Here is a 24,226-nt window from a genome sequence, read left to right as displayed (position 1 = left end):
CCGGACGAGGGCGTTGAGCGGGCGAAGCGAGACGAAACGCGTTGAGGATGCCGCGGTCAGTTGCCGGCGAGGGCGGCCGCGACGACGTCCAGGCCCTCGTGGAGCAGGTCGTCGCCGATCGAGAGCGGCGGCAGGAAGCGGATCACGTTCCCGTAAGTGCCGCAGGTGAGCACGATGACGCCCTGCGCGATGCACGCCTTGGCGACCGCGGCGGTGAGCGCGGCATCCGGCTCCCCCGTCGCGGGGTCGACGAACTCGGCCGCGATCATCGCACCGTGACCGCGGACGTCTCCGACGCGCGGGTCGGCGACCTGCAGCCGGCCGAGGCGGTCGGTGAGGATCGCGCCGATCTCGCGCGCCCGCTCGACCATCCCGTCGTTCTCGAACACGTCGATCGCGGCGAGCGCCGCGGCGCACGCGATGGGGTTGCCACCGTAGGTGCCTCCGAGGCCACCGGCGTGGGCGGCATCCATGATCTCGGCGCGCCCCGTCACCGCCGCGAGCGGCAGGCCGCCGGCGATCCCCTTGGCCGTCGTGATGAGGTCGGGCACGATGCCGAACACCTCGCTCGCGAACATCGCCCCGGTGCGGGCGAAACCGGTCTGGATCTCGTCGGCGATGAAGACGACGTCGTTCGCGCGGCACCAGTCGGCGATCGCGGGGAGGAACCCGTCGGCCGGGACGATGAAGCCGCCCTCACCCTGGATGGGCTCGATGATGACGGCGGCGAGGTTGTCGGCGCCGACCTGCTTCTCGATGACCGAGATCGCCTTCTTCGCCGCCTCTGCGCCGTTCAGGCCGTCGCGGAAGGGGTACGACAGGGGCGCGCGGTAGACCTCCGACGCGAACGGGCCGAAGCCACTCTTATAAGGCATCGACTTGGCGGTGAGCGCCATCGTGAGGTTGGTGCGGCCGTGGTAGCCGTGGTCGAAGGCGACGACGGCCTGCTTGCCGGTGTGCTTGCGTGCGATCTTCACGGCGTTCTCGACCGCCTCGGCGCCCGAGTTGAACAGCGCGCTCTTCTTGGCGTGGTCGCCCGGCGTCAGGCGGTTGAGCGCTTCGGCGACCGCGACGTACGAGTCGTAGGGCGCGATCATGAAGCACGTGTGCGTGAACTGCGCGACCTGCTCCTGCACCGCCGCGACCACCTTCGGGTGCGCGTTGCCGATGGTCGTGACCGCGATGCCCGAGCCGAGGTCGATGAGCGAGTTGCCGTCGGCGTCGACGATGACGCCGCCGCCGGCGGCCACGGCGTGGACCGGCGCGGTGTGGCCGACGCCCGCGGCGACCGCGCCGGCCTTGCGGTCGATGAGCTCCTGCGAGCGCGGGCCCGGGATGCTGGTGACCAGGCGGCGCTCCTGCGGAAGGGTGGGACCGCCCAGGGGCATGTCGACCGGGCGTGATGCGATCTGCGTGTCGGCTGCGCTGCTCATGCTGGGGAGCGTATGTCGCCCCCGCGCACGCCCGCACCTTCCCGGCCGTACATTATCCATAGCCCGCTATACGACCCGTACACTCGGAGGACGATGGACACCGCCGCCGATGCCCCGACGCTGCGGGCGCTGCTCGCGCGTCGAGACCTGGGCCTGACGCTCGCCGACACGCGATCGCTCGAGCCCGGAGCGCTCGATCGCTCGATCCGCTGGGTGCACAGCTCCGACCTGTCGGACCCGACGCCCTTCCTGTCGGAGGGTCTCGTGCTGCTGACGACCGGCACGCAGTTCCCGCGCCCCGAGGACGCCGGCGCCGACGACCCTGAGCCCTACCGCGCGTACGTGCACCGGCTGGCCGCGCGGGGCGTCGTCGGCCTCGGCTTCGGCACCGAGGTGGCGCGCCCCGGCATGCCCCCGGCGCTCGCGGACGCGTGCCGCGACGAGCGGATGCCGCTGTTCGAGGTTCCCTACCGCACGCCGTTCATCGCCGTCGCGCGCGCCAACGCCGAGGCGATCGCGGCCGAGGCCTACGCCCGCCGGAGCTGGGCGCTCGCGGCGCAGCGGGCGATCGCACTCGCCGCGCTGCGGCCGGACGGACTCGGAGCGACCGTCGCCGAGCTCGCGAAGCAGCTCGACACGTGGGTGGGCATGTTCGACGCCGCCGGCGAGCTCTCGCGCGAGCACCCCGCGGGCGGACTCGACGCCGGCACCGCCGCCGACCTGCAGCGCGAGGTCACCGGCGTGCTGCACCGCGGCGCACGGGCCGGATCGTCGCTGCGGATCGGCGACACCCCGTTCACCCTGCAGACCCTCGGACGCGGCGGGCGCCTGCGCGGTGTCATCGCGATCGCGGCGGGCGACCTCGACCAGGAGGGCCGCGTCGTCGTCACCGCCGTCATCGGGATGGCCGGTCTCGCGCTCGAGCAGCAGCAGGGGCTCAGCCGGGCACGCGGCGCGCTTCGTGCGGGCCTCGTGCAGTCGCTGCTCTCGGGCGACCCCGCCCTGGCGCGCCGCACCTCGCGCGACCTGTGGGGGCCGTTGCCCTCCCCGCCGATCGTCGTGGGACTGACGGATGCCGCGGCCGCACGCGTCGAGGGCATCGCCGAGCTTCTCGAACTCCGCGCCGAAGAAAACCGGGGTGGCCTGTTCTTCGGCCGGGGCGACGACGGGCTGGTGCTGGTGTCGCCCGCCGGCGACGGCACGGCCGTCCGGGAGCTGGTGGAGCGCTTCGACGTCCGCGTGGGCCTCTCGAACCCGACGGGCTACGACGGCTTCGCCGCCGCGTTGAGCGAGGCGCGCGTGGCGCGCGACCGCGGCGCCGGCCCGATCACCAAGTTCGCCGAGGTGTCGGCCAGCGGCGTGCTCTCGGCGCTCTCCGACGACGCACGAGCGCTCGCCCGCGCCGAGCTCGCCCCGCTGTCGGAGCACGACACCGCTCACGGCACGAGCCTCGTCGAGACGCTCCGGGTGTGGCTCGACGAAGACTGCTCGCACGAGGCATCCGCCCGCGCCCTCGGCGTCCACCGCCACACGGTGCGCACGCGGCTCGCCCTCGTCGAGCGCGTGCTCGGCCGCGAGCTCGCGTCGTTCGCCACGCGCGCGGAGCTCTGGGCGGCGCTGCGCGCCCTCGAGGACTGAGCACCGCGAGAGCGGGCCGCGGGTCGACCCTCGCGCGACGGATCCGCCGACGCGAGCTCGGCTTCGCGACAGATCGCCGGGATGCCGTACCGCCGCGACGCGGCAGGATGGGCGCATGAGCGAGACCGGAGTGCCCAACGGGGACGTGTCGTGGTGGTGGCGGGACCTCGGGGGCACGCCGCAGGCGCGCGCCCCCTTGCCGGGCGACCTCGACGCCGACGTCGCGATCGTGGGCGCCGGGTACACCGGCCTGTGGACGGCGTACTACCTCAAGCGGGCGCAGCCCGGCCTGCGGGTCGTCGTGCTCGAGCAGCGGTTCGCCGGGTTCGGAGCATCCGGGCGCAACGGCGGCTGGCTCACCAACACGGTCACCGGGGGGCGTGAGCGGTACGCGGAGTCCCACGGCCGCGACGCCGCGATTGCCCAGCAGCGCGCCCTCAACGAGACCGTCGACGAGGTCATCGCCGCGGCCCAGCGCGAGGGCATCGACGCCGACATCGTCAAAGGCGGCGAGTTCGGCGTCGCCCGCACGCCGGCCCAGCTCGCACGGTTGCGCGCCGCGTACGAGGGCGAGCGGGAGTGGCCCCACACCGACCTGGAGTGGCTGGATGCCGCGGCCGCGGCATCCCGGATCCGCATCGACGGCGTGCTCGGCGGGGCGTGGCATCCGCACTGCGCGCGCGTGCACCCCGCCAAGCTGGTGCGCGGTCTCGCGGAGGCTGTCGAGCGGCTCGGCGTGACGATCCACGAGCAGACGCGCGTGCGCGAGATCGCGCCCGGCCGGGCTGTCACCGACCGCGGAACGGTGCGCGCGACGCACGTGCTGCGCGCGACCGAGGGCTTCACCGCCGACCTCGCCGGAGAGCACCGCACGTGGCTGCCGATGAACTCGTCGATGGTCGTCACCGAGCCGCTGCCGGCGTCGTTCTGGGAGGGCGTGGGCTGGGACGGCCGTGAGACGCTCGGCGACTTCGCCCACGTGTACATGTACGCGCAGCGCACCGCCGACGACCGCATCGCGTTCGGCGGACGCGGAGTGCCGTACCGCTACGGCTCGCGCGTCGACACCGACGGCACGACGCAGCAGCGCACGATCCGCTCGCTCACCGCGGTGCTGCGCGAGTTCTTCCCGGGCGCCTCGGCCGTGCCGATCGCGCACGCCTGGGCCGGCGTGCTGGGGGTGCCCCGCGACTGGGCTGCGACCGTCGGCCACGACCGCGCCACGGGTCTCGGCTGGGCCGGCGGATACGTCGGAACCGGCGTCACCGCGACGAACCTCGCCGGCCGGACCCTCGCCGACCTCGTGCTCGGTCACGACACCGACCTCACGCGGCTGCCGTGGGTCGGCCACCGCGCCAAGAAGTGGGAGCCGGAGCCGCTGCGGTGGGTGGCCGTCAACGCCATCTACACCGCGTACCGCCTGGCCGACCGCCTCGAGGCCTCGGGCTCGACCCCCCGCACCGCCTGGCCCGCGCACATCGCCGACGTCGTCGCCGGACGCCACTGACGCTGCGGTCCCCGCCGCCGCGCGACTCCGGCGTCCGGCGTCCGGCACCGGGCTCCGGGTACCGGGCACCCGGCACCCGGCACCGGCATCCGGCACCGGGCACCGGCATCCGGCGTCCGGCGTCCGGCACAGGCCCCCACGAGATCAGGACATCTCGCGGACGCAGGACGATTCCGCACCGAAACGTCCTGCATCCGCCAGATCACCTGTTCTCGCCACACCTGTTCCCGCCACATGCGCGGGCGTCGGCACGCCGGCTAGCACGCGACGGATGCCGTTACCAGGGCACACCCCGACGCGACGGGTCGCGGCATCCCCCCACGAGATCAGGACATCTCGCGGACGCAGGACGATTCCGCACCGAAACGTCCTGCATCCGCCAGATCACCTGTTCCCGCCACACCTGTTCCCGCGACATGCGCGGGCGTCGGCACGCCGGCTAGCACGCGACGGATGCCGTTACCAGGGCACACCCCGACGCGACGGGTCGCGGCATCCCCCCACGAGATCAGGACATCTCGCGGACGCAGGACGATTCCGCACCGAAACGTCCTGCATCCGCCAGATCACCTGTTCCCGCCACACCTGTTCCCGCGACACGCGCGGGCGTCGGCACGCCGGCTAGCACGCGACGGATGCCGTTACCAGGGCACACCCCGACGCGACGGGTCGCGGCATCCCCCCACGAGATCAGGACATCTCGCGGACGCAGGACGATTCCGCACCGAAACGTCCTGCATCCGCGAGATCACCTGTTCTCGCCAGATGCGCGGGCGTCGGCACGCCGGCTAGCACGCGACGGATGCCGTCGCCAGGGCATTCCTCGACGCCACGGGTCGCGGCATCCTGCGCATCATGAGCCCTTTCTCATCCCTAATACCTTTCACCTGTAAGGTTTTAGGCGTACATTCGTGACACGGCGCAGCATCGCGCCGGCACAGCCGAGGCAAGGACGCCGCACGGGTGCGGCGACGACCGAAGGAGGCGTCAGACCGATGACACGATCAGGTGCACGCAGGACTTCCCGGTGGGCGGCGGCGGGAGCCACCGCGCTCATCGGCGCATTGGTGCTCGCCGGATGCGGCCGCACGGACGGCGGCGGGGGTGGCGACGACGGTGGCGGCGGCGGAGAGGCGATCGACGACTCCCCGGCGACCGGCACCATCCAGGTGTGGGCGATGGGCAACGAGGGCGAGGTGCTCGACGAGCTGGCAGCCCAGTTCGAGGAGGAGAACCCCGACGTCACGATCGAGGTGACCGCCGTGCCGTGGGAGAGCGCCCACGACCGCATCGCCACCGCGATCGCGGGCGGCGAGACCCCCGATGTCACGATGCTCGGCACGACCTGGGTGGGCGAGTTCGCCGCCACCGGCGCATTCGAGCCGACACCCGAAGGGCTCGTCGACGAGTCGTCGTTCTTCGAGGGCTCGTGGGACACCACCGTCGTCGACGGCGTCGCGTACGGAGTGCCGTGGTACGTCGACACGCGCGTGCTCTACTACCGCACCGACCTCGCCGAGCAGGCGGGCGTCGAGCCGCCGGCCACGTGGGACGAGTACACCGCGTTCACGCAGGCGCTGCAGTCGGCCGGCGCGCAGTGGGGCGTCTCGCTCCCGCCGGGCGGCTTCGACTCGTGGCAGTACGTCACGCCGCTCGCGTGGCAGCAGGGCGGCGACATCCTGAACGAGGACGGCACCGAGTTCACCTTCGACACCCCCGAGTGGGAAGAGGCGTTCGCGTTCTACACCAGCTTCTTCGAGGAGGGCATCGCCGAGCCGCGGCGCCTGGAGGGCGGCGAGATCGAACAGGCGTTCATCAACGGCGAGGTCGGCGCGTTCTACAGCGGCCCGTTCCACGTGGGCCTGCTGCTCGACCAGGGCGGCGAGGAGTTCGCCGACCAGTTCGGCGTGGCCATGGTGCCCGGCGCCGACAGTCGCACGAGCTTCACCGGCGGTGGCAACCTCGCGGTCTTCGAAGACACCGACAACCGCGATGCGTCGTGGAAGTTCGTGCGGTGGCTGAGCCAGCCCGAGACGCAGATCGCGTGGTACGACATCTCGACCGACCTCCCGAGCGTGGAGGCCGCGTGGGACGACCCGACCTTCGCGGAGGACCCCTACCTCAGCGTGTTCGGCGAGCAGTTGCAGGACTCCAAGGCCCCGCCGGCGATCCCCACGTGGGCACAGGTGTCGGCGGTGATCGACCAGGAGCTCGAGAAGGCGACCCGCGGCGAGACCACGCCCGCCGATGCGATCGCCACGATCCAGCAGCAGGCGACGTCGATCGGCACCGGGCAGTAGGAGCCCGCATCCCATGATCCCCACGCCTTCTCCACCCGCCGCGGGCGCGTCGCGCGGAGCCTCGCGGCGCGTGGGCCCGGCTCTCGCGACCCCGGCTCCGCCGCGCGGCCCCGCCCCTCGGGCGCGCGCCTCGCGGCGGAGCCGGCACATGACCCTCACGGCGTGGATGTTCGCGCTGCCGTTCGTGGTGCTGTTCGTGGTGTTCATGGCGGGACCGATCGTGGCCTCGCTCGGGATGAGCTTCACCGACATGACCACGCGCGACCTGCAGACGCCGTTCCAGGTGAACATCGTCGGGCTCGACAACTACGCGCGGCTCTTCCAGGACCCGCGGTTCGTGCGGTCGCTGGCGAACACCTTCACGTTCGTGATCGTCGCCGTCCCGCTCACGATGGGCCTGGCGCTGGTCGTGGCGCTCGCGCTCGACAAGGGCATCCGCCGGTTCCGCACGGTGTTCCGTGTCGGCTACTACGCACCGGTGGTCACGAGCATCGTCGCCATCGCGATCGTGTGGCGGTTCATCCTCCAGCCCGACGGACTGCTCAACGGCTTCCTGAGCCTGTTCGGCATCCAGGGGCCGGACTGGCTGCAGTCGACGACGTGGGCGCTTCCGTCGCTCATCATGATGGCGGTCTGGCGCAACATCGGGACGCTCATGGTGATCTTCCTGGCAGCACTGCAGGGGGTGCCGCGCGAGCACCACGAGGCCGCCATGGTCGACGGCGCGAACGCGTGGCAGCGGTTCTGGAACATCACGATCCCCGCGATGCGCCCCGCGCTGCTGTTCGCGGCGGTCATCACCGGCATCGGCTTCCTGCAGTTCTTCGAGGAGCCGTTCGTGATGACGCGCGGCGGTCCTCTCGACGCGACGCTCTCGACCGCGATGTACACGTACCAGCAGTTCGGCTTCGGCAACTACGCGTACGCGTCGGCCGCGAGCTACGTGCTCTTCCTCGCGATCGTCATCCTCTCGCTCATCCAGTTCCGCTTCCTCGGAAGGAAGGACTGACATGGCCACCGTCGCCCCCGCCTCGACCGCGTCGCACGCGGCGCCCGAACCGGCTCCCCGTCGCCGTCGCCGCCGCGAGAAGACCCGCTGGTGGCTCTACGTCGTGCTGTTCCTCGGGCTCGTCGCGATGGTCATGCCCTTCGTGTGGATGATCCTCGGGTCGTTCAAGACGGATGCCGAGATCCGGCAGTACCCGACCGAGTTCCTGCCCCGCGACCCCACGGTCGAGAACTACGAGACGCTGTTCGGCCGGCTGGACTTCACGACCTTCTTCGTCAACAGCATCGTCGTGGCGGTCTTCGTGACGCTCGGCAACATCGTGTTCTGCTCGATGGTCGGCTACGCGCTGGCAAAGCTCGAGTTCCGCGGCAAGAAGCTGCTGTTCACGCTCGTGCTGGCCACGCTCATGGTGCCGGGCGTCGTCACCTTCGTGCCGCTGTTCGTGCTGACGGCGAACCTGGGGCTGGTGAACTCGTACCCGGGGCTGATCCTGCCCTTCCTCATCGCCCCGATCGGTGTCTTCCTGATGCGGCAGTTCATGCTCGGGCTGCCCGACGAGCTGATCGAGGCGGCGCGCATCGACGGCGCGAGCGAGTGGCGCATCTTCCTGCGCGTCATCATGCCGATGTGCGGACCGGCCGTCGCAACCCTCACGATCCTCACGTTCCTCGGCAGCTGGAACAACTTCCTGTGGCCGCTCGTGGTGGCCACCACCGAAGACATGTACACCCTGCCCGTCGCGCTCGCGCTGTACTCGGTCGGCCAGAACGCCGCCCGCTACGGCCTCATGATGGCGGGCGCCGTCGTGGTCGTGGTGCCCGTGCTCGCGGTCTTCGTGCTGCTGCAGCGCTACTTCGTGCAGGGCATCGCGCTCACCGGCATCAAGTGATCACAGCCTCGACGCAGGCGCCGACGGATGCCTCGGCATCCGTCGACTCGACAACGAAAGGACCATCGTCACGATGAAGTTCCCCGAAGGCTTCCTGTGGGGCGCGTCGACCGCCGCGCACCAGATCGAGGGCGGAAACGTCAACTCGGACTGGTGGCAGCGCGAGTGGGGGCATCTCGCCGGTCCGCCGGTCGAGTCGCCCTCGGGTGACGCCGCCGACAGCTACCACCGGTACCCCGAAGACATGGCGCTGCTGGCGAATGCGGGCCTCGGCGCCTACCGCTTCAGCATCGAATGGGCGCGCATCGAGCCCGAGAAGGGGTGGTTCTCGCGGGCCGCGCTGGACCACTACCGGCGCATGATCGGCACGGCGCGGGACCTGCGTCTGCAGCCGGTGATCACGCTGCACCACTTCACGAACCCGGTGTGGTTCGCACGCGACGGCGGATGGCTGACGGATGCCTCGGTCGACGCGTTCCGGCGCTACGTCGAGGGCGTCCTTCCCCTGCTCGACGGCGTCGATCTCGTCTGCACCATCAACGAGCCGAACATGGTGTCGGTCCTCGCCGATCCGGAGGTCGGCTTCCCTTCGGTCGGGCTGCCGCCGGGCGTGCCGGACGTCACGGACCGGCTCATCGCCGCGCATCGCGCGGCCGTCGACCTGGTGCGATCGGTCGGCGCGCACGCCGGGTGGTCAGTGGCGACGCAGGCGTACCAGCCGGAGCCCGGGGCCGAGGCGGTCGCCGCGGAGTACGGCGCATCGCGCGAGGACGTGTTCCTCGATGCCGCCGAGGGGGACGACTGGATCGGCGTGCAGGCGTACACGCGCACGAGGATCGGCGCCGCGGGCCCCCTGCCGATCCCCGACGACGCCGAACGCACGCTCACGGGCTGGGAGTACTACCCGCCGGCGGTCGGCGAGGGCGTCCGGAATGCGTGGCGCCGCGCCAAGGCACCCGTGTACGTCACCGAGAACGGCATCGCGACCGCCGACGACGAACGCCGCATCGACTACACCACGGGGGCGCTTGAGGCGGTCCTCGACTGCCTCCGGGACGGGATCGAGGTCCGGGGCTATCTGCACTGGAGCGCCCTCGACAACTACGAGTGGGGCAGCTTCCGCCCGACCTTCGGTCTCATCGGCTGGGATCCCGAGACCTTCGAGCGGCATCCGAAGCCGAGCCTCGACTGGCTCGGCCGCGTGGCTCGGGCGAACGCGCTCGCCTGACGCAGGGCCGCCGCCCCCGGTCGTTGAGCGAGCGAAGCGAGACGAAACGCCCCCGCTCAATCCCTCGCCCCCGGTCGTTGAGCGAGCGAAGCGAGACGAAACGCCCCCGCTCAACCCGCCGCCCCCGGTCGTTGAGCGAGCGAAGCGAGACGAAACGCCCCCGCTCAATCCCTCGCCCCCGGTCGTTGAGCGAGCGAAGCGAGACGAAACGCCCCGGCTCAACCCGCCGCCCCCGGTCGTTGAGCGAGCGAAGCGAGACGAAACGCCCCGGCTCAGTCGCTCGTGCGCAGGTACCCGCGCACGAACTCCTCGAACAGCGGCACCATGTCGACCGACTCGTCGAGCAGCCATTGCAGCTGGATGCCGTCCATCACGGCGCTGATGAGGCGCGCGGCGAGAGCGGGGTCGAGGTCGGCGCGCACCTCTCCCGCCTCCTGGGCGGCGCGCAGCAGCTGCTCGCCGGCCGCGGCGCTCGACCGGTAGCGCTCGGCGAAGTCGTGATGCGACGGATGCTCCGAATCCGTCGCCTCCGCGGAGACGATCGCGTACAGCGAGGTCAGGCCGCGCGACGACTGGTTGTAGGCGACGACCTTCTCGGCCTGCTGGACGAGCGTGTGCTCCGCCGGGTCGCCGGCGGCTTCCCGCACCTTCTCGTCGCGCTGCCGGAGCACCTCGGCGAACAGCTCCTCCTTGCCGGCGAAGTGATGCATGAGGCCCGCCGGTGTGAGGCCCACGCGCTTGGCGATCTCGCGCAGCGACCCGCTGTGGAACCCGGTGCGCGAGAACACCGCGAGGGCCTCGTCGACGATCGCCTGCCGTCGGGCCTGCCCCTTGGCATAACTGCCCCGCGGGCGCCGGGCCGTCGCCGGCGCGGACTCCTGTTCTGCGCTCACGATTCCTCCCGTCCCTGCCCGCCGGGCCGGGTGCGGCTCAGCGGTCGGACTGCCCGGAACCGCCCCACGACGATCCGAACACCTGTTGCCGCATCGCGGGGCGAAGGAGCTTCTCCATGTCGCGATCGACGAAGTAGTCCTTCAGCGTATCGCCGGTCAGCTCGTTGCCGATGGCCGCCATGATCATGGACTGGTCGAGCGACAGGTACCGCTCCGCGACGGTGCCGCTGCGCACGGCGACCGAGTCGTAGAAGCCGCCCGGACCGTACGCGCCGAGCTCGGTCTCGATGAGGCGCAGGTTGTCGATCGCGCCCTCACGGTCGTAGGGCAGCGCCAGGAACGCGGCGTGCGGTGTCACGACGCCGTCGCCGTACTCCGGGTCGGGGTTCGTTCCCGTGCTGCAGCCGGGGTGATCGATGTCGACATCGGTGTGCTCGGCATCCGAGAAGTAGCCGTCGGAGCGCATGCCCGCGATGTCGACGCCGTACTCGGAGTACCCGCCGAACGGGTTGCTGGCGGGCGAGAAGCCCCAGTACCCGTACCCCGCGTCTTCGAGGCCGTGGTGCTCGTGGACGGCGACGGTGATGGGGTGGTTCAGCCGCCACGAACGAGGACCCCACTTCGCCTCGGGTACGAGCAGGTCGGGCATGAGCGCCTCGAACATGCTGCCGCCCCACGCCGGCACGAACGACATGCCGGCGTACGAGTACACGCCTTCCCACACCTGGAATCCGTCGTACGTGCGGTACTGGCCGCTGGGCAGCTGCTCCTGCCAGTCCCAGTCGCAGCCGGGCGGCATCGTGCGGTGGGTGCCCGAGAGCGCGGTCGGCGGGATCTGGCCGTTCGCGATGCCGAGGTAGGTCGCGATGCGGCTCTCGCTCACCGTCGTGTCGTAGTGGTGGCACGTGTAGTACGCCGTCTCGCCCGAGCCGTTGTACATCGGGGCGGCGGTGCTGCAGTCCGGCGGCGGCACCTCCCAGAACCCTCCGCGGTTGGTGCCCGCCGGCAGCCCGGGCGCGCCTTCGGGGTTGAAGAAGGCCGAGAAGTCCATCGAGTCGTACAGCGCGTCGGCCTGTTCGGCGAGCGCGGGCTCGGCCTCGCGCACGATGCGCAGCCCTGAGGCGAGCCAGCCGTTGTCGACCGTGCTGAGGAACGGGTGGACCGGGTCGCCCGAATCGGGCCATGTCGTGAGCTTGGCTCCCGTGGCCGGGTCGTACCAGTTGTAGAACATGCCGCTGGCGTCGTTGCGCTCGAGCGTGCCGAGCGTCGCGAGCGTCGTCGCCATGCGCTCGCGCGCGTCGTCGGCCGAGATGATGCCGAGGTCGCGCGCCGTGACCGTCGACCAGAGGTAGCCGCCGATGTTGGTCGGCGACGTGTACGCGCCGATCGTGCTCAGGTCGCCGGTGATGTTGTCGGAGGGCAGTCCCGTGTTCTCGTCGGTCATCGCGTCGAGCGAAGCCCACGTGTCGTGCGCCCACCGCTCGAGCAGATCGTCGCCCGGCTTTGCGCCGGCGCTCGCTGCGCTCGGACCTGCCAGCGCCAGTCCCGCGGCGACCAGTCCTGCGACCGCCAGCGTGCTCACCCATCGCTTCATCGCGCTCTCCTCGTCGAAAGCGGCTCCGCCGGGCGGAACCGTCGGTGCGCAAAACCTTACACACGAAAGGTATTAGCGTGAAGATGCGGCACCACTCTCTCACCCGGTTCTCACGGGGTTCCCACGCGGATGCCGCGGGTCGCGGCATCCGTCGCCCGGAACAGGTGATCTGGCGAACGCAGGACGATCCGCACCGAAAAGGTCCTGCCTACGTCAGATCACCTGTTCTCGGCATGAGGACCGAGAGCGGATCCCGCAGCTGCCCGGGCGTCGGGTCAGCGCGGCGCGTGGGCCTGGAGGAACTCGTAGACGTCGGTGGTGTCGACGCCGGGGAAGGCCCCCGTGGGCAGGGTCGCCAGCAGCGTCCGCGGAGTGCGCACGTTCGGCCACGAGTGCTCGCGCCACGCCGCCTCGAGGTCGGCCGGCGCGCGCCGGCAGCACACCTCGACGGAGTGCTTCGAGACACCGCGGTTGGGCGTGTCGCGCCCGAGGAACCACTTGGTGTCGTCGAACCGCACCCCGACCGACACCGAGTGCGCGCCCTCGCTCGAGAGCTCGACGCGGGCCGTGCACCAGTACGTGCCGTTGCCGGTGTCGGTGTACTGGTAGTAGGGGTTGAAGTGGTCGTCCACGTCGAAGACCACGCGCGAGGTCCAGCGCCGGCAGCACATCTGCCCCTCGATGGCGCCGAGGCGGTCGGTCGGGAAGTTGACGTCGTCGTTCTCGTACGCCTTCGTGATCGTCCCCGACTCGTGCACCTTCAAGAAGTGCACCGGGATGCCGAGGTGCACGGTCGCGAGGTTGGTGAACCGGTGCGCGGCGGTCTCGTACGAGACGGAGTAGGCGTCGCGGAGGTCCTCGATCGAGATGGCGCGGTCCTTCTTCGCCTCCTGCAGGAACGGCACGGCGTGCGCCTCGGGGATCAGCAGCGCGCCGGTGAGGTAGTTCGTCTCGACCCGCTGGCGCAGGAACTCCGCGTACGACGTCGGCTCACGGTGCCCGAGGATCCGGCTCGACAGCGCCTGCAGCACCGCCGTGCGCGGATCCCCCTTCGCCGAGAGCCGGCTCGAAAGATAGAGACGCCCGTTCTTGATGTCGGCGACCGAGCGCGTCGTCTGCGGCAGGTCGGGCACGTAGTGCAGCGTGAAGCCCAGGTGCGCGGCGATGTCGGAGGCCGTCCGCTGGGTGAGCGGGCCACCGGGGTGATCGACGGCCTCCAGCAGGGCGCGCGCCCGCTGCTCGAGCTCTTCGAAGTAGTTGTTCTGGGTGCGCATGAGCCGGCGCAGCGCGACGTTGGCCCGACGCGCCTCCTCCGGCGTGGCCGCTCGCTCGTCGCGCAGGCGCTCGATCTCGCCCTGCAGCGCGAGCATCGCCTTCAGCGCCTCGTTCGGCACCGTCTTGCCGATGCGGAACGGCGGGATGCCGAGCGCCTGGAACGTCTGGCCCCGCATGGCCCGCTCGAGCGCGATCTCGAGCGTCGCGCGCTCGTCGAGCGGCTCGGACTCGAGGATCGCGTCGATGGAGGAGCCGAGGGCACGGGCGATCGCCTGCAGCAGGGTGAGCTTCGGCTCGCGCCGGCCGTTCTCGATCATCGAGAGCTGACTGGGCGCGCGGTCGACGGCGGCGGCGAGCTCTTCGAGCGTCATGCCGCGGTCGGTGCGCAGCTGCCGGATGCGGCGGCCGATCGTGAGCGGGTCCACTCCTTCATCGTCCGGGAGTTCTGCGGCCGCATCACGGGTCAACGTGGTCGTCATGGCCCGATTCTGTCACGAAAGCAGAAATAATCGAAAACTTCACACCCGGATTCGTCATGAACGACCTTGAACTTCACCGCACAGTGGTCTTACGGGCTCCCACCGATCCGCCAGGACACGGATCACGGATGCCTCGCCCGGCCGACACCGCCGGGTCGCGGCATCCCCACGACAGCACTTCACAGACAGGACACGGACATGACACCTGCGACTGCGACTCCGATGCGTACGCGCACGGGGCCCATCCCCACCCAGACCCACGAGCCCGGGATCGAGATCGCCGGGCGCCTCGGCCCCCGCTACGACGAGATCCTGACGCCGGAGGCGCTCGCGTTCCTCACCGAGCTGCACCACCGGTTCGGCGCCCGGCGCCACGACCGGCTCGCCGACCGCATGCGCCGCCGGTTCGAGATCGGCAACGGTCACGACCCGCAGTTCCGCGACGACACCCGGCACATCCGCGAGGACGCCGAGTGGCGTGTCGCCGGCGCCGGCCCCGGCCTCGAGGACCGCCGCGTCGAGATCACGGGCCCGACCGACCCCAAGATGACGATCAACGCGCTGAACTCCGGCGCGAAGGTGTGGCTGGCCGACCAGGAGGACGCCACCAGCCCCACCTGGAAGAACGTCATCGAGGGCCAGCTGAGCCTCCGGGACGCGATCCGGGGCGAGCTGACCTTCACCAGCCCCGAAGGCAAGAGCTACGCGGTGACCGCCGAGCACACGCCCACGATCGTGATGCGCCCGCGCGGGTGGCACCTCACCGAGAACCACATCCGCTTCACCGACCGCACCGGCCGCACGATGGCGGCGTCCGGGTCGCTCGTGGACTTCGGGCTGTACTTCTTCCACAACGCGAAGCAGCTGATCGCGAACGGCCGCGGTCCCTACTTCTACATCGCCAAGCTCGAGTCGAGCGAAGAGGCGAAGCTGTGGGACGACATCTTCACGTTCAGCGAGCGCTCCCTCGGCATCCCGCACGGCACGATCCGCGCGACGGTGCTCATCGAGACGCTTCCCGCAGCGTTCGAGATGGAGGAGATCCTGTTCGAGCTGCGCGACCACTGCGCGGGCCTGAACGCCGGCCGCTGGGACTACATCTTCTCGATCATCAAGAACTACCGCGGCCGCGGCGCACGGTTCGTGCTGCCCGACCGCAGCGAGGTCACGATGACCGTGCCGTTCATGCGCTCGTACACGGAGCTGCTGGTGAAGACGTGCCACAAGCGCGGGGCCTTCGCGATCGGCGGCATGAGCGCGTTCATCCCGAACCGTCGTGACCCCGAGGTGACCGAGCGGGCGTTCGAGAAGGTCGCCGCCGACAAGAAGCGCGAGGCCGGCGACGGCTTCGACGGCACGTGGGTGGCGCACCCCGACCTGATCCCGGTGGCGCGTGCCGAGTTCGACGCGGTGCTGGGCGACCGCCCGAACCAACTCGACCGTCAGCGTCCCGACGTCGAGGTGACGCCGGCCGACCTGATCGACGTCCACATCGGCCGCCCCATCACGGCGGCAGGCGTGCACGCCAACGTGTCGGTCGCGATCCGCTACCTCGAGGCGTGGCTGCGAGGCCAGGGCGCCGTCGCGATCGACAACCTCATGGAGGATGCCGCGACCGCCGAGATCAGCCGCAGCCAGGTGTGGCAGTGGATCCACCAGGACCGCACCACCGAGGACGGCACCCCGATCACGCGCGAATACGTGGAGGGGCTGATCACCCAGGTACTCGGCGAGGTGGAGCGCCGCGACGGCGACCGCTTCGACGATGCGGCGGGCATCTTCCGCGAGGTCGCGCTGGGGCAGGACTTCCCGGCCTTCCTCACGCTGCCGGCCTACTCCCGCTTCCTCACCGAGACCGAATGACAGTCCCCGACATCACCACCATCACCGCAGAGGACACGAAATGACCGCCTACCAAGACGACATCCACGCCATCGAGGCGCTCACGCAGCAGCACGGCCCGAGCTGGGACGCCATCGACCCCGAGCACGTCGCCCGCATGCGGGCGCAGAACCGGTTCCGGACCGGGCTGGAGATCGCCCAGTACACCGCCGACATCATGCGGCGCGACATGGCGGAGTACGACGCCGACTCGTCGCTGTACACCCAGTCGCTCGGCGTGTGGCACGGCTTCATCGGGCAGCAGAAGCTGATCTCGATCAAGAAGCACCTCAAGAGCACGAACAAGCGGTACCTCTACCTGTCGGGCTGGATGGTCGCCGCGCTCCGCTCGGAGTTCGGTCCCCTCCCCGACCAGTCGATGCACGAGAAGACCTCCGTGCCCGCGCTCATCGAGGAGCTGTACACGTTCCTCCGTCAGGCCGATGCCCGCGAGCTCGACCTGCTCTTCACTCAGCTCGACGAGGCACGCCGGGCGGGCGACGAGACCGCGGTCGAGTTCCTCCAGTCGCAGATCGACAACCACGAGACCCACGTGGTGCCGATCATCGCCGACATCGACGCCGGCTTCGGCAACCCCGAGGCGACGTACCTCCTCGCCAGGAAGATGATCGAGGCCGGCGCGTGCGCCATCCAGATCGAGAACCAGGTCTCGGACGAGAAGCAGTGCGGGCATCAGGACGGCAAGGTCACCGTTCCGCATGAGGACTTCATCGCCAAGCTCAACGCGGTCCGCTACGCGTTCCTCGAGCTCGGGATCGACAACGGGATCATCGTCGCCCGCACCGACTCGCTCGGTGCCGGGCTCACGCAGAAGCTCGCCGTCTCGCAGCGCCCCGGCGACCTCGGCGACCAGTACAACTCGTTCCTCGATGTCGAAGAGATCACCGAGGACGAGCTGAGCGACGGCGACGTGATCATCCGCCGCGAAGGCAGGCTGCTGCGCCCGAAGCGCCTGGCCAGCAACCTGTACCAGTTCCGGCCCGGCACGGGCGAGGACCGGGTGGTGCTGGACTGCATCACGTCTCTGCAGAACGGTGCCGACCTGCTGTGGATCGAGACCGAGAAGCCGCACGTGGAGCAGATCGCGGGGATGGTGGACCGCATCCGCGAGGTGATCCCGAACGCGAAGCTCGTCTACAACAACAGCCCGTCCTTCAACTGGACGCTCAACTTCCGCCAGCAGGCGTACGACCTGCTCGTGGAGGAGGGCAGGGATGTCTCGGGCTACGACCGCGGCGAGCTGATGAGCGCCCAGTACGACGACACGGAGCTCGGGCGGCTGGCCGACGAGAAGATCCGCTCGTTCCAGCGCGACGGATCCGCCCGCGCCGGGATCTTCCACCACCTCATCACCCTCCCGACCTACCACACGGCGGCGCTGTCGACCGACGACCTCGCCAAGGGGTACTTCGGCGACGAGGGCATGCTCGCCTACGTCCAGGGCGTCCAGCGTCGCGAGATCCGCGAGGGGATCGCCACCGTGAAGCACCAGAACATGGCGGGGAGCGACATCGGCGACACCCACAAGGAGTACTTCGCCGGTGACGCGGCCCTCAAGGCCGGCGGTCAGCACAACACCATGAACCAGTTCACCTGATTCCCGCATCGGGCATGACGGATGCCTCGGACCCGCGCACGACGCCGGTCCGGGGCATCCGTCGTCTCATCCTGGAAGGAGTCCGCGCTCCATCGCGAGCGTGACGGCCCGCGTGCGGTCGGCGGCGCCCAGCTTCTCGAGGACCTTCCGTAGGTACGTCTTCACCGTCGACTCACCGATGCCGAGCCCGACGGCGATCTGCGTGTCGCAGGCATCCCCCATTCGGTCGATGCCTCGGCGTCAGATGCCGGCATGCTCGGGCAGCGGCGCCGGGCGGGCGGCGGCCTGCTCCTCGGTGCGGAGCAGGCGCTGCCCGCGGATGCCGCCCACGAGTGCCCACGCGAGCAGCCAGATCCCCGAGCCGATGGTGAGGATCGCCGCGGAGCGCAGCCCCGCCTCGGGATCGATCAGCACGGCGAGGCTGATGAGCGAGACGACGCCGCCGACGATCGCGCCGGTGGCTCCGATCATGGTCAGCACGCAGCCGCGCGCGAGCCACCACGCGACCCCGCCGGCGAAGACGAGGACGATCGCGAAGACCACGGCACCCCAGATCCATGCATCCACGTGGCACAGGCTACCGTCGGCGTCGGCCGGCCGGAAGCCCGGCGTTCGCACGGACCCTCGCCGCGTCTGCTCGGACGTTCCGTCGCGTGCCGCGCGCATCGCGCACAGCTCTCGGTCCACAGGCGCCGGATCGGCGGCTGACCGCCGCGACGCGGCCGACTACGCTCGAAGCGTGACCGAACGCGCACCGCTCTCCCGCAAGCCCAGGCTCTCCGTCAAGCTCAGCGCCATCGCCGAGTCGGCGACCCTCAAGGTCGACGCCAAGGCGAAGTCGCTGCAGGCCGCCGGCCGTCCCGTCATCTCGTATGCGGCGGGCGAGCCCGACTTCGCGACCCCGCAGTTCGTCGTCGATGCCGCGGCCGAGGCGCTGCGCGACCCGGCGAACTTCCGCTACACGCCGGCGGCGGGGCTAGCGGTGCTGCGCGAGGCGATCGCCGCGAAGACGCTCCGCGACTCCGGCCTCGAGGTGGACCCGTCCCAGATCATCGTGACCAACGGCGGCAAGCAGGCCGTGTACCAGGCGTTCCAGGCCGTGGTGAACCCCGGCGACGAGGTGCTGCTGCCCGCCCCGTACTGGACGACCTATCCCGAGGCGATCGCCCTGGCCGACGGCATCCCGGTCGAGGTCTTCGCGGGAGCCGACCAGGACTACAAGGTGACCGTCGAGCAGCTCGAGTCCGCGCGCACGGACAAGACGACGGCGCTCGTGTTCGTGTCGCCGTCGAACCCGACCGGCTCGGTCTACACGCCCGACGAGACCCGTGCGATCGGCGAGTGGGCCGTCGAGCACGGCATCTGGATCATCACCGACGAGATCTACCAGAACCTCGTCTACGCGCCCGAAGGCTCCGACACGCCCGTCAAGGCCGTCTCGATCGTCGAGGCGGTTCCGGATGCCGCGGCCCAGACGATCCTCGTCAACGGCGTCGCGAAGACCTACGCGATGACCGGCTGGCGCCTGGGCTGGATGGTCGGCCCGAAGGATGCGATCAAGCTCGCCGGCAACCTGCAGTCCCACCTCTGCTCGAACGTCAACAACGTCGCGCAGCGCGCGGCGGTGGCGGCGCTGAACGGCCCGCAGGACGAGGCCGAGCAGATGCGCCAGGCCTTCGACCGCCGGCGCCGCGTGATCGTGAGCGAGCTCTCGAAGATCGACGGTGTCACGGTGCCGACGCCGCTCGGCGCGTTCTACGCGTACCCCGACGTGCGCGGCCTCCTCGGCCGCGAGTGGGCGGGGGTCACGCCGACGACGACGCTGGAGCTCGCCGACCTCATCCTCGACAAGGCCGAGGTCGCGGTCGTTCCGGGCGAGGCCTTCGGCCCCTCGGGCTACCTGCGGCTCTCGTACGCGCTCGGCGACGACGCGCTCCTGGAGGGCGTGCAGCGCCTGCAGCGCCTCTTCGCGAGCTGACGCGTTTCGTCTCGTCGCTGCGTTCCTCGCTCAACGACCGGTCCGTCGGTCGTTGAGCGAGCGAAGCGAGACGAAACGCCCTGCGGTCGTTGAGCGAGCGAAGCGAGACGAAACGCCCACCACCCCGCCCGGCCCACCCGGTCGTTGAGCGAGCGAAGCGAGACGAAACGCCCACCACCCCGCCCGGCCCACCCGGTCGTTGAGCGAGCGAAGCGAGACGAAACGCCTAGAGTTCGACGTTCACCAGTACGGGCTCGGGCTGCAGGATGAGGCCGAACTCGGACTGCACGCGCCCTTGGATGAACCGGGCGAGCTCGGCGAGCTCGCCCGCCGTGGCGTCGCCGCGATTCGTCAGGGCGAGCGCGTGCTTGCTCGACAGCGCCGCACGCGAACGCGGCAGCTTGAAGCCCTTGCGCAGGCCGGAGTGCTCGATGAGCCATCCGGCGCTCACCTTGACGTCCGACTCGCCCGCCGAGGGCGGCGGCACATAGCCGTCGTACGCGGCGAGCGGGATGACCAGCACAGGATCGAGGTCGGGAGCGACCGGCCATCGCGGGCACTCGTCGGGAAGCGTCCGGGCGAAGGATGCCGTGACCACCGCATTCTGGAAGAACGACCCGGCGCTGTACGTGTCGGGGTCGTCGGGGTCGAGCACCATGCCCTTGCTGCGCCGGATCTCGAGGATGCGCTCGCGCACCCACGCAAGCGACACCTCGTCGTCGGGCCGCAGCCGCAGCGCCGTGCGCAGCTGGTCTCCGGCGATGCGGCGGCCGCCGTGGCCGACCTCGGCGAGGTCGAGCGTCACGGTGAGGATCACGGCGCGACGGGAGGGTGCGGAGCCGTAGTGGTGCTTGAGCACCGACGTGCGGAACCCGAGCCCGAGCTCCGCGGCCGGCACCGTCGAGACCTCGCCCGTCGACTCGTCGAGGAGCTCGACCTCGGCGAGGGTCTGCACGATCTCCTGCCCGTAGGCGCCGACGTTCTGCACGGGAGCGGCGCCGACCGTCCCGGGGATCCCCGACATCGCCTCGATTCCGGCGAGACCCTCGGCCACCGCGTACGCGACGAGCTCGTCCCAGTCATGGCCCGCCTGGACTTTGAGCCGTGCGCGACCCGGCACGGGTGACGGCATCCGTTCGATGCCCTTCGTGAGGATGCGCACGACGGTGCCATCGAAAGGCTCGTCGCCCACGAACAGGTTCGATCCGCCGCCCAGCGCGAGCCACGGCTCGCCGCCGGCCCACACGTCTCGCAACGCCGAGACGAGCTCGTCGGCCGACTCGGCCTCGACCATGCGGGTCGGAGCGCCGCCGGTGCGCAGCGTGGTCAGCCGCGCGAGCGGGAAAGGGGTCACATCGGGCATGCGTCAGACGGTCCGCACGCGCACCTGCGCCTTGACCAGCACGGTGGCACCCTCGTACGACACGGTCAGGTCGATGCGCGCAGAATCGTCGTCGACGGCGCCCACCTTGGCGACCACGGTGACGTCGGCGCCCGTCTCGGCGGCGACGACGACGGGTCGAGTGAAGCGCACGCCATACTCGAGGATGCGCCCGGTGTCACCGAGCCACGGCTCGATCGTGCCGACCGCGAGGCCCATCGTCAGCATGCCGTGCGCGAGCACGCCGGGCAGGCCGACGGCGGCGGCGACGTCGTCACGGTAGTGGATGGGATTGAAATCGCCGGATGCCCCGGCATAGCGCACGAGGGACTCCCGGGTGAGATGAACCGTGCGCTCGGCGACGACATCGCCGACGGCGAGCGCGCCCACCACGGGACCGGTTGACGGGGCGGTCATGCGTCGCCCTCCCCCACGAGCAGGACGGACGTGGTGGTGACGACGTGCTCGCCCGCGGCATCCGTGATCTCGGACTCGCTCGTCACCATCGCCGCGGCGCCCATGGCGCGGATGCCGGTGACCGCGAGCCTCGCCGTGAGCTCGTCGCCAGCCACGATCGGACGCGAGAAGCGGAACTTCTGCTCGGCGTGCAGCACGTTCTGCAGCACGATGCCCGAGTCGGGCTCGGCGAGCAACTGCTGGAGCGTGGCATCGGTGACGACGATCGCGAAGGTCGGCGGCGCCACCACGTCGGCGTAGCCGAGCGCCTGCGCGGCTGCCGGGTCGAGGTGCTGCGGGTCTTCGGCGAAGACGGCGCGCGCGAACTCGCGCACCTTCTCGCGACCCACGAGGTAGGGGGGCGTCGGCGGGAACTCTCGTCCGACGAGCTCGGGGTTCACTGGCACCAGGCCATCCTACCGAGCACGTGCCGCACGCCCGCCGGGGGCTGCGGCCGGGCGCCGCCGGTCCAGGGCTCGGTGCGCTGCGCGCGGGGCGGGGCTGCGGCCGGGCGCCGCCGGTCCGGGCTCGGTGCGCTGCGCGCGGGGCGGGGCTGCGGTCGGGACGCTGCTCCAGCCTCGGCTGCACTTTCCTGCCGGGGCGCACCCGATCTGTGGCGCCACATCAGGAAACTGGCGCCACGACCGTCGCCGGGGTCAGGAATATGGCGCCACGCCAGGAAACTGCCGCCGCATCAGGGAACTGCCGCCGCGCCGGTCCGAACTCGTGCACCGGCGCGCCAGTTCGGCCGCGGCCGGGACGCTGCTCCAGCCGCGGCTGCACTTTCCTGCCGGGGCGCACCAGATCTGTGGCGCCACATCAGGAAACTGGCGCCACGACCCGCCGCCGGGGTCAGGAATATGGCGCCACGCCAGGGAACTGGCGCCACGCCAAGAAACTGCCGCCGTGCCAGGAAACAGCCGCCGCGCCGCGAGGCCCCGGGAGCCACGGGAAAGGCGCCGCGCCGCCGGACGCCGCGCCGCCGGACGCCGCGCCGCCGGACGCCGTGCCAGAGAACGGACGCCGGGACCAGGAGTCAGGCCCGGCGGCTGTGGAGGGCGCGCAGCGCCAGCTGCACGGCGATCACGACGAGGTACGCGGCGAAGAGGAGGTTGGCCACGAACGGGTCGACGAGCGTCGCGACCCACGCGCCGAGCGCGGTCGTCGTGCATGCGGCGACCCCGACGACCGCCGCGGCGACGAGGTCGACGTTGCCGCGACGCAGGTTGCCGATCGTGCCCGACAACGCGGTCGGGATCATCATGAGCAGCGATGTGCCCTTGGCGACGAGATCGCTCGTGCCGAACAGCACCATGAGCGCGGGCACGACGACGATCCCGCCGCCCACGCCGATAAGACCCGACAGGATGCCGGTACCCACGCCGAGAGCGACGAGCCCGATGCCGCTCAGCCACGTGAGCGCGAGCTCGGCGTCGCGCGACGGGATGACGAGGAACAGACTGACGATGACCGCCACGAGGAACCCGACGAACGCCCAGCGCAGCACGGTGAGCGGCACGCGCGGCAGCATCCAGGTGCCGATCTGCGCGCCGACGACGGCCCCCGCGGCGAGTAGGAGGGCCGGGATCCACGCGACCGAGTCATGCAGCGCGTACGAGACCACCCCGACGGCGGCGGTCGGCACGATCGCCGCGAGCGACGTGCCCGCCGCGAGGCGCTGGTTGAAGGTCAGGAACAGCACCAGGAACGGCACGATCACCGTGCCCCCGCCGACGCCGAACAGACCCGAGAGGACTCCCGCGAGAAGCCCGATGCCCACGCACGTCAGCAGGAAGCGAGCGCCGCGCTGGCGCGGGTGGAGCTCTGTCACGCGCTACCCGATCGCGTCGATGGCCCACTCGCCCTCGACCGCGACCACGGTGTAGGTGTAGACGGCCGACATGGGCTCGGGCGTCTCGAGCGGCTCGCCGGTGTCGTCGAGCACGGTCAGATAGGTCTCGGTCGTGGTGACCGTGATCGTGCCCTGCTCGCTCGCGACGTCGTCGACGCGCACCTCGTAGTCCTCGACGGACTCGACGAACAGCTCCGCCTCGGCGACGAACGACTCGCAGTCGCCGATGCCGGTCGAGGCGCGGAAGTCGTCGGTCGTCGACGCCTCGAAGGCCTCGCAGTCGGCATCCTGCCATGCGTCGTCGTACAGCTCGACGGCGGCGACCGCCGCGCGCTCGTCGTCGGACCCGGCGGCGCCCCCGGCGCCCGACGTCGCAGCGCTCATCAGCAGGATCGGGATGAGCACGGCGGCGGCGATCACGATCCCGAGCAGCACGAGTCCGAGCACGAGCCAGAGGATCCAGAGCTTCGAGGTGCGACGCGGCTCGGTCGCGGCGGCGAAGCCGCCACCCGGATAGCCCGCTGCGCCGTACCCCGGGTGCGCGGCCATGTAGGCCGCCGGGTCGCCCGGATGCGGCGGGTAGGCGCCCGCCGGGTCGCCCGGATGCGGCGGGTAGGCGCCCGCCGGGTCGGCGGACTGCGCAGGATACGCGGCGACGATCTCGGCTTCCGTGGGCGCATCCGCCGAGGGCTCGGGGTCGGGCTGTGCGACGTGCTCCGTCCAGTGGCTGCCGTCCCACCAGCGCATCGCGCCGTGGCCGTCGTCGTACCAACCGGGAGGAGTCGTCGTCATCCTCAAACCCTATCCTTGCGGGG

Annotated in this window: 20 protein-coding genes; 9 read left to right on the top strand and 11 right to left on the bottom strand. The window is 70.8% G+C overall.

Features of this window, described 5'->3' with window-relative positions:
* Nucleotides 1–56: 56 nt before the first annotated feature.
* Nucleotides 57–1,433: a 4-aminobutyrate--2-oxoglutarate transaminase gene (gabT, locus tag IM778_RS03620; RefSeq protein WP_194410726.1), complete on the bottom strand. Its 1,377-nt coding sequence runs from the start codon at nucleotides 1,431–1,433 to the stop codon at nucleotides 57–59.
* Nucleotides 1,434–1,526: 93 nt separating this feature from the next.
* On the opposite strand from gabT, the gene IM778_RS03615 reads away from it, so the two are divergent.
* The 6 genes from IM778_RS03615 (at nucleotide 1,527) to IM778_RS03590 (ending at nucleotide 10,004) form a co-directional block, all read left to right on the top strand.
* Nucleotides 1,527–3,071, top strand: coding sequence for a PucR family transcriptional regulator (locus IM778_RS03615; protein ID WP_228484731.1), 1,545 nt, complete (start codon nucleotides 1,527–1,529; stop codon nucleotides 3,069–3,071).
* A gap of 115 nt (nucleotides 3,072–3,186) precedes the next feature.
* The gene (locus IM778_RS03610) at nucleotides 3,187–4,578 is read left to right on the top strand and encodes an NAD(P)/FAD-dependent oxidoreductase (protein ID WP_194410724.1); all 1,392 of its coding nucleotides are present in this window, start codon (nucleotides 3,187–3,189) and stop codon (nucleotides 4,576–4,578) included.
* 995 nt (nucleotides 4,579–5,573) lie between these two features.
* Nucleotides 5,574–6,878 carry a sugar ABC transporter substrate-binding protein gene (locus tag IM778_RS03605; protein ID WP_194410723.1) on the top strand — a complete coding sequence of 435 codons (1,305 nt, stop codon included), beginning with the start codon at nucleotides 5,574–5,576 and terminating at the stop codon, nucleotides 6,876–6,878.
* Nucleotides 6,879–7,026: 148 nt separating this feature from the next.
* A complete protein-coding gene (locus IM778_RS03600) occupies nucleotides 7,027–7,887 on the top strand; it encodes a carbohydrate ABC transporter permease (RefSeq protein WP_228484730.1) in 861 nt (286 codons plus the stop codon).
* Between the two features lies 1 nt (nucleotide 7,888).
* On the top strand, nucleotides 7,889–8,776 hold the full coding sequence (locus tag IM778_RS03595) for a carbohydrate ABC transporter permease (protein ID WP_194410721.1): 888 nt from the start codon (nucleotides 7,889–7,891) through the stop codon (nucleotides 8,774–8,776).
* 73 nt (nucleotides 8,777–8,849) lie between these two features.
* Nucleotides 8,850–10,004, top strand: a complete 1,155-nt coding sequence (locus IM778_RS03590; RefSeq protein ID WP_194410720.1) for a glycoside hydrolase family 1 protein — start codon at nucleotides 8,850–8,852, stop codon at nucleotides 10,002–10,004.
* Between the two features lie 272 nt (nucleotides 10,005–10,276).
* On the opposite strand, the gene IM778_RS03585 is transcribed toward IM778_RS03590, so the two are convergent.
* The 3 genes from IM778_RS03585 to IM778_RS03575 form a co-directional block, all read right to left on the bottom strand.
* On the bottom strand, nucleotides 10,277–10,897 hold the full coding sequence (locus tag IM778_RS03585) for a TetR/AcrR family transcriptional regulator (RefSeq protein WP_194410719.1): 621 nt from the start codon (nucleotides 10,895–10,897) through the stop codon (nucleotides 10,277–10,279).
* A 37-nt stretch (nucleotides 10,898–10,934) separates the two neighbouring features.
* The gene (locus tag IM778_RS03580) at nucleotides 10,935–12,491 is read right to left on the bottom strand and encodes a glucoamylase family protein (RefSeq protein ID WP_194410718.1); all 1,557 of its coding nucleotides are present in this window, start codon (nucleotides 12,489–12,491) and stop codon (nucleotides 10,935–10,937) included.
* A 275-nt stretch (nucleotides 12,492–12,766) separates the two neighbouring features.
* The gene (locus tag IM778_RS03575; protein ID WP_228484729.1) at nucleotides 12,767–14,245 is read right to left on the bottom strand and encodes a helix-turn-helix transcriptional regulator; all 1,479 of its coding nucleotides are present in this window, start codon (nucleotides 14,243–14,245) and stop codon (nucleotides 12,767–12,769) included.
* Between the two features lie 222 nt (nucleotides 14,246–14,467).
* Between IM778_RS03575 and aceB the strand changes: the two genes are divergently transcribed.
* Nucleotides 14,468–16,108: a malate synthase A gene (gene aceB, locus IM778_RS03570; protein WP_194411708.1), complete on the top strand. Its 1,641-nt coding sequence runs from the start codon at nucleotides 14,468–14,470 to the stop codon at nucleotides 16,106–16,108.
* Nucleotides 16,109–16,148: 40 nt separating this feature from the next.
* Nucleotides 16,149–17,744 (top strand): isocitrate lyase, encoded by a 1,596-nt coding sequence (locus IM778_RS03565; RefSeq protein ID WP_194410717.1) that lies wholly within the window; start codon nucleotides 16,149–16,151, stop codon nucleotides 17,742–17,744.
* A 66-nt stretch (nucleotides 17,745–17,810) separates the two neighbouring features.
* Here the strand turns inward: IM778_RS03565 and IM778_RS03560 are convergent, their stop codons facing one another.
* Entirely contained in the window at nucleotides 17,811–17,966 is a 156-nt protein-coding gene (locus tag IM778_RS03560) for a response regulator transcription factor (protein ID WP_337905419.1), read from the bottom strand.
* Nucleotides 17,967–17,984: 18 nt separating this feature from the next.
* Nucleotides 17,985–18,311, bottom strand: coding sequence for a hypothetical protein (locus IM778_RS03555; RefSeq protein ID WP_194410716.1), 327 nt, complete (start codon nucleotides 18,309–18,311; stop codon nucleotides 17,985–17,987).
* 172 nt (nucleotides 18,312–18,483) lie between these two features.
* Between IM778_RS03555 and IM778_RS03550 the strand changes: the two genes are divergently transcribed.
* Nucleotides 18,484–19,722, top strand: coding sequence for a pyridoxal phosphate-dependent aminotransferase (locus tag IM778_RS03550; RefSeq protein ID WP_194410715.1), 1,239 nt, complete (start codon nucleotides 18,484–18,486; stop codon nucleotides 19,720–19,722).
* A gap of 226 nt (nucleotides 19,723–19,948) precedes the next feature.
* On the opposite strand, the gene IM778_RS03545 is transcribed toward IM778_RS03550, so the two are convergent.
* From IM778_RS03545 to IM778_RS03525, 5 genes are all read right to left on the bottom strand, one after another.
* Nucleotides 19,949–21,085, bottom strand: coding sequence for a UDP-N-acetylmuramate dehydrogenase (locus IM778_RS03545; protein WP_194410714.1), 1,137 nt, complete (start codon nucleotides 21,083–21,085; stop codon nucleotides 19,949–19,951).
* Between the two features lie 3 nt (nucleotides 21,086–21,088).
* On the bottom strand, nucleotides 21,089–21,520 hold the full coding sequence (locus IM778_RS03540) for a MaoC/PaaZ C-terminal domain-containing protein (RefSeq protein ID WP_194410713.1): 432 nt from the start codon (nucleotides 21,518–21,520) through the stop codon (nucleotides 21,089–21,091).
* Nucleotides 21,517–21,966 carry an FAS1-like dehydratase domain-containing protein gene (locus IM778_RS03535; protein ID WP_194410712.1) on the bottom strand — a complete coding sequence of 150 codons (450 nt, stop codon included), beginning with the start codon at nucleotides 21,964–21,966 and terminating at the stop codon, nucleotides 21,517–21,519. The genes IM778_RS03540 and IM778_RS03535 overlap by 4 nt, the downstream gene beginning before the upstream one ends.
* Nucleotides 21,967–22,595: 629 nt before the next feature.
* Nucleotides 22,596–23,390: a sulfite exporter TauE/SafE family protein gene (locus IM778_RS03530; protein ID WP_194410711.1), complete on the bottom strand. Its 795-nt coding sequence runs from the start codon at nucleotides 23,388–23,390 to the stop codon at nucleotides 22,596–22,598.
* A 3-nt stretch (nucleotides 23,391–23,393) separates the two neighbouring features.
* Nucleotides 23,394–24,203, bottom strand: a complete 810-nt coding sequence (locus tag IM778_RS03525; protein WP_194410710.1) for a DUF2510 domain-containing protein — start codon at nucleotides 24,201–24,203, stop codon at nucleotides 23,394–23,396.
* Between the last annotated feature and the right edge of the window lie 23 nt (nucleotides 24,204–24,226).

Origin of the sequence: Microbacterium cremeum (genome assembly GCF_015277855.1) — a bacterium.
Lineage (GTDB): Bacteria > Actinomycetota > Actinomycetes > Actinomycetales > Microbacteriaceae > Microbacterium > Microbacterium cremeum.
This window is presented reverse-complemented; position numbering and strand designations above follow the sequence as displayed.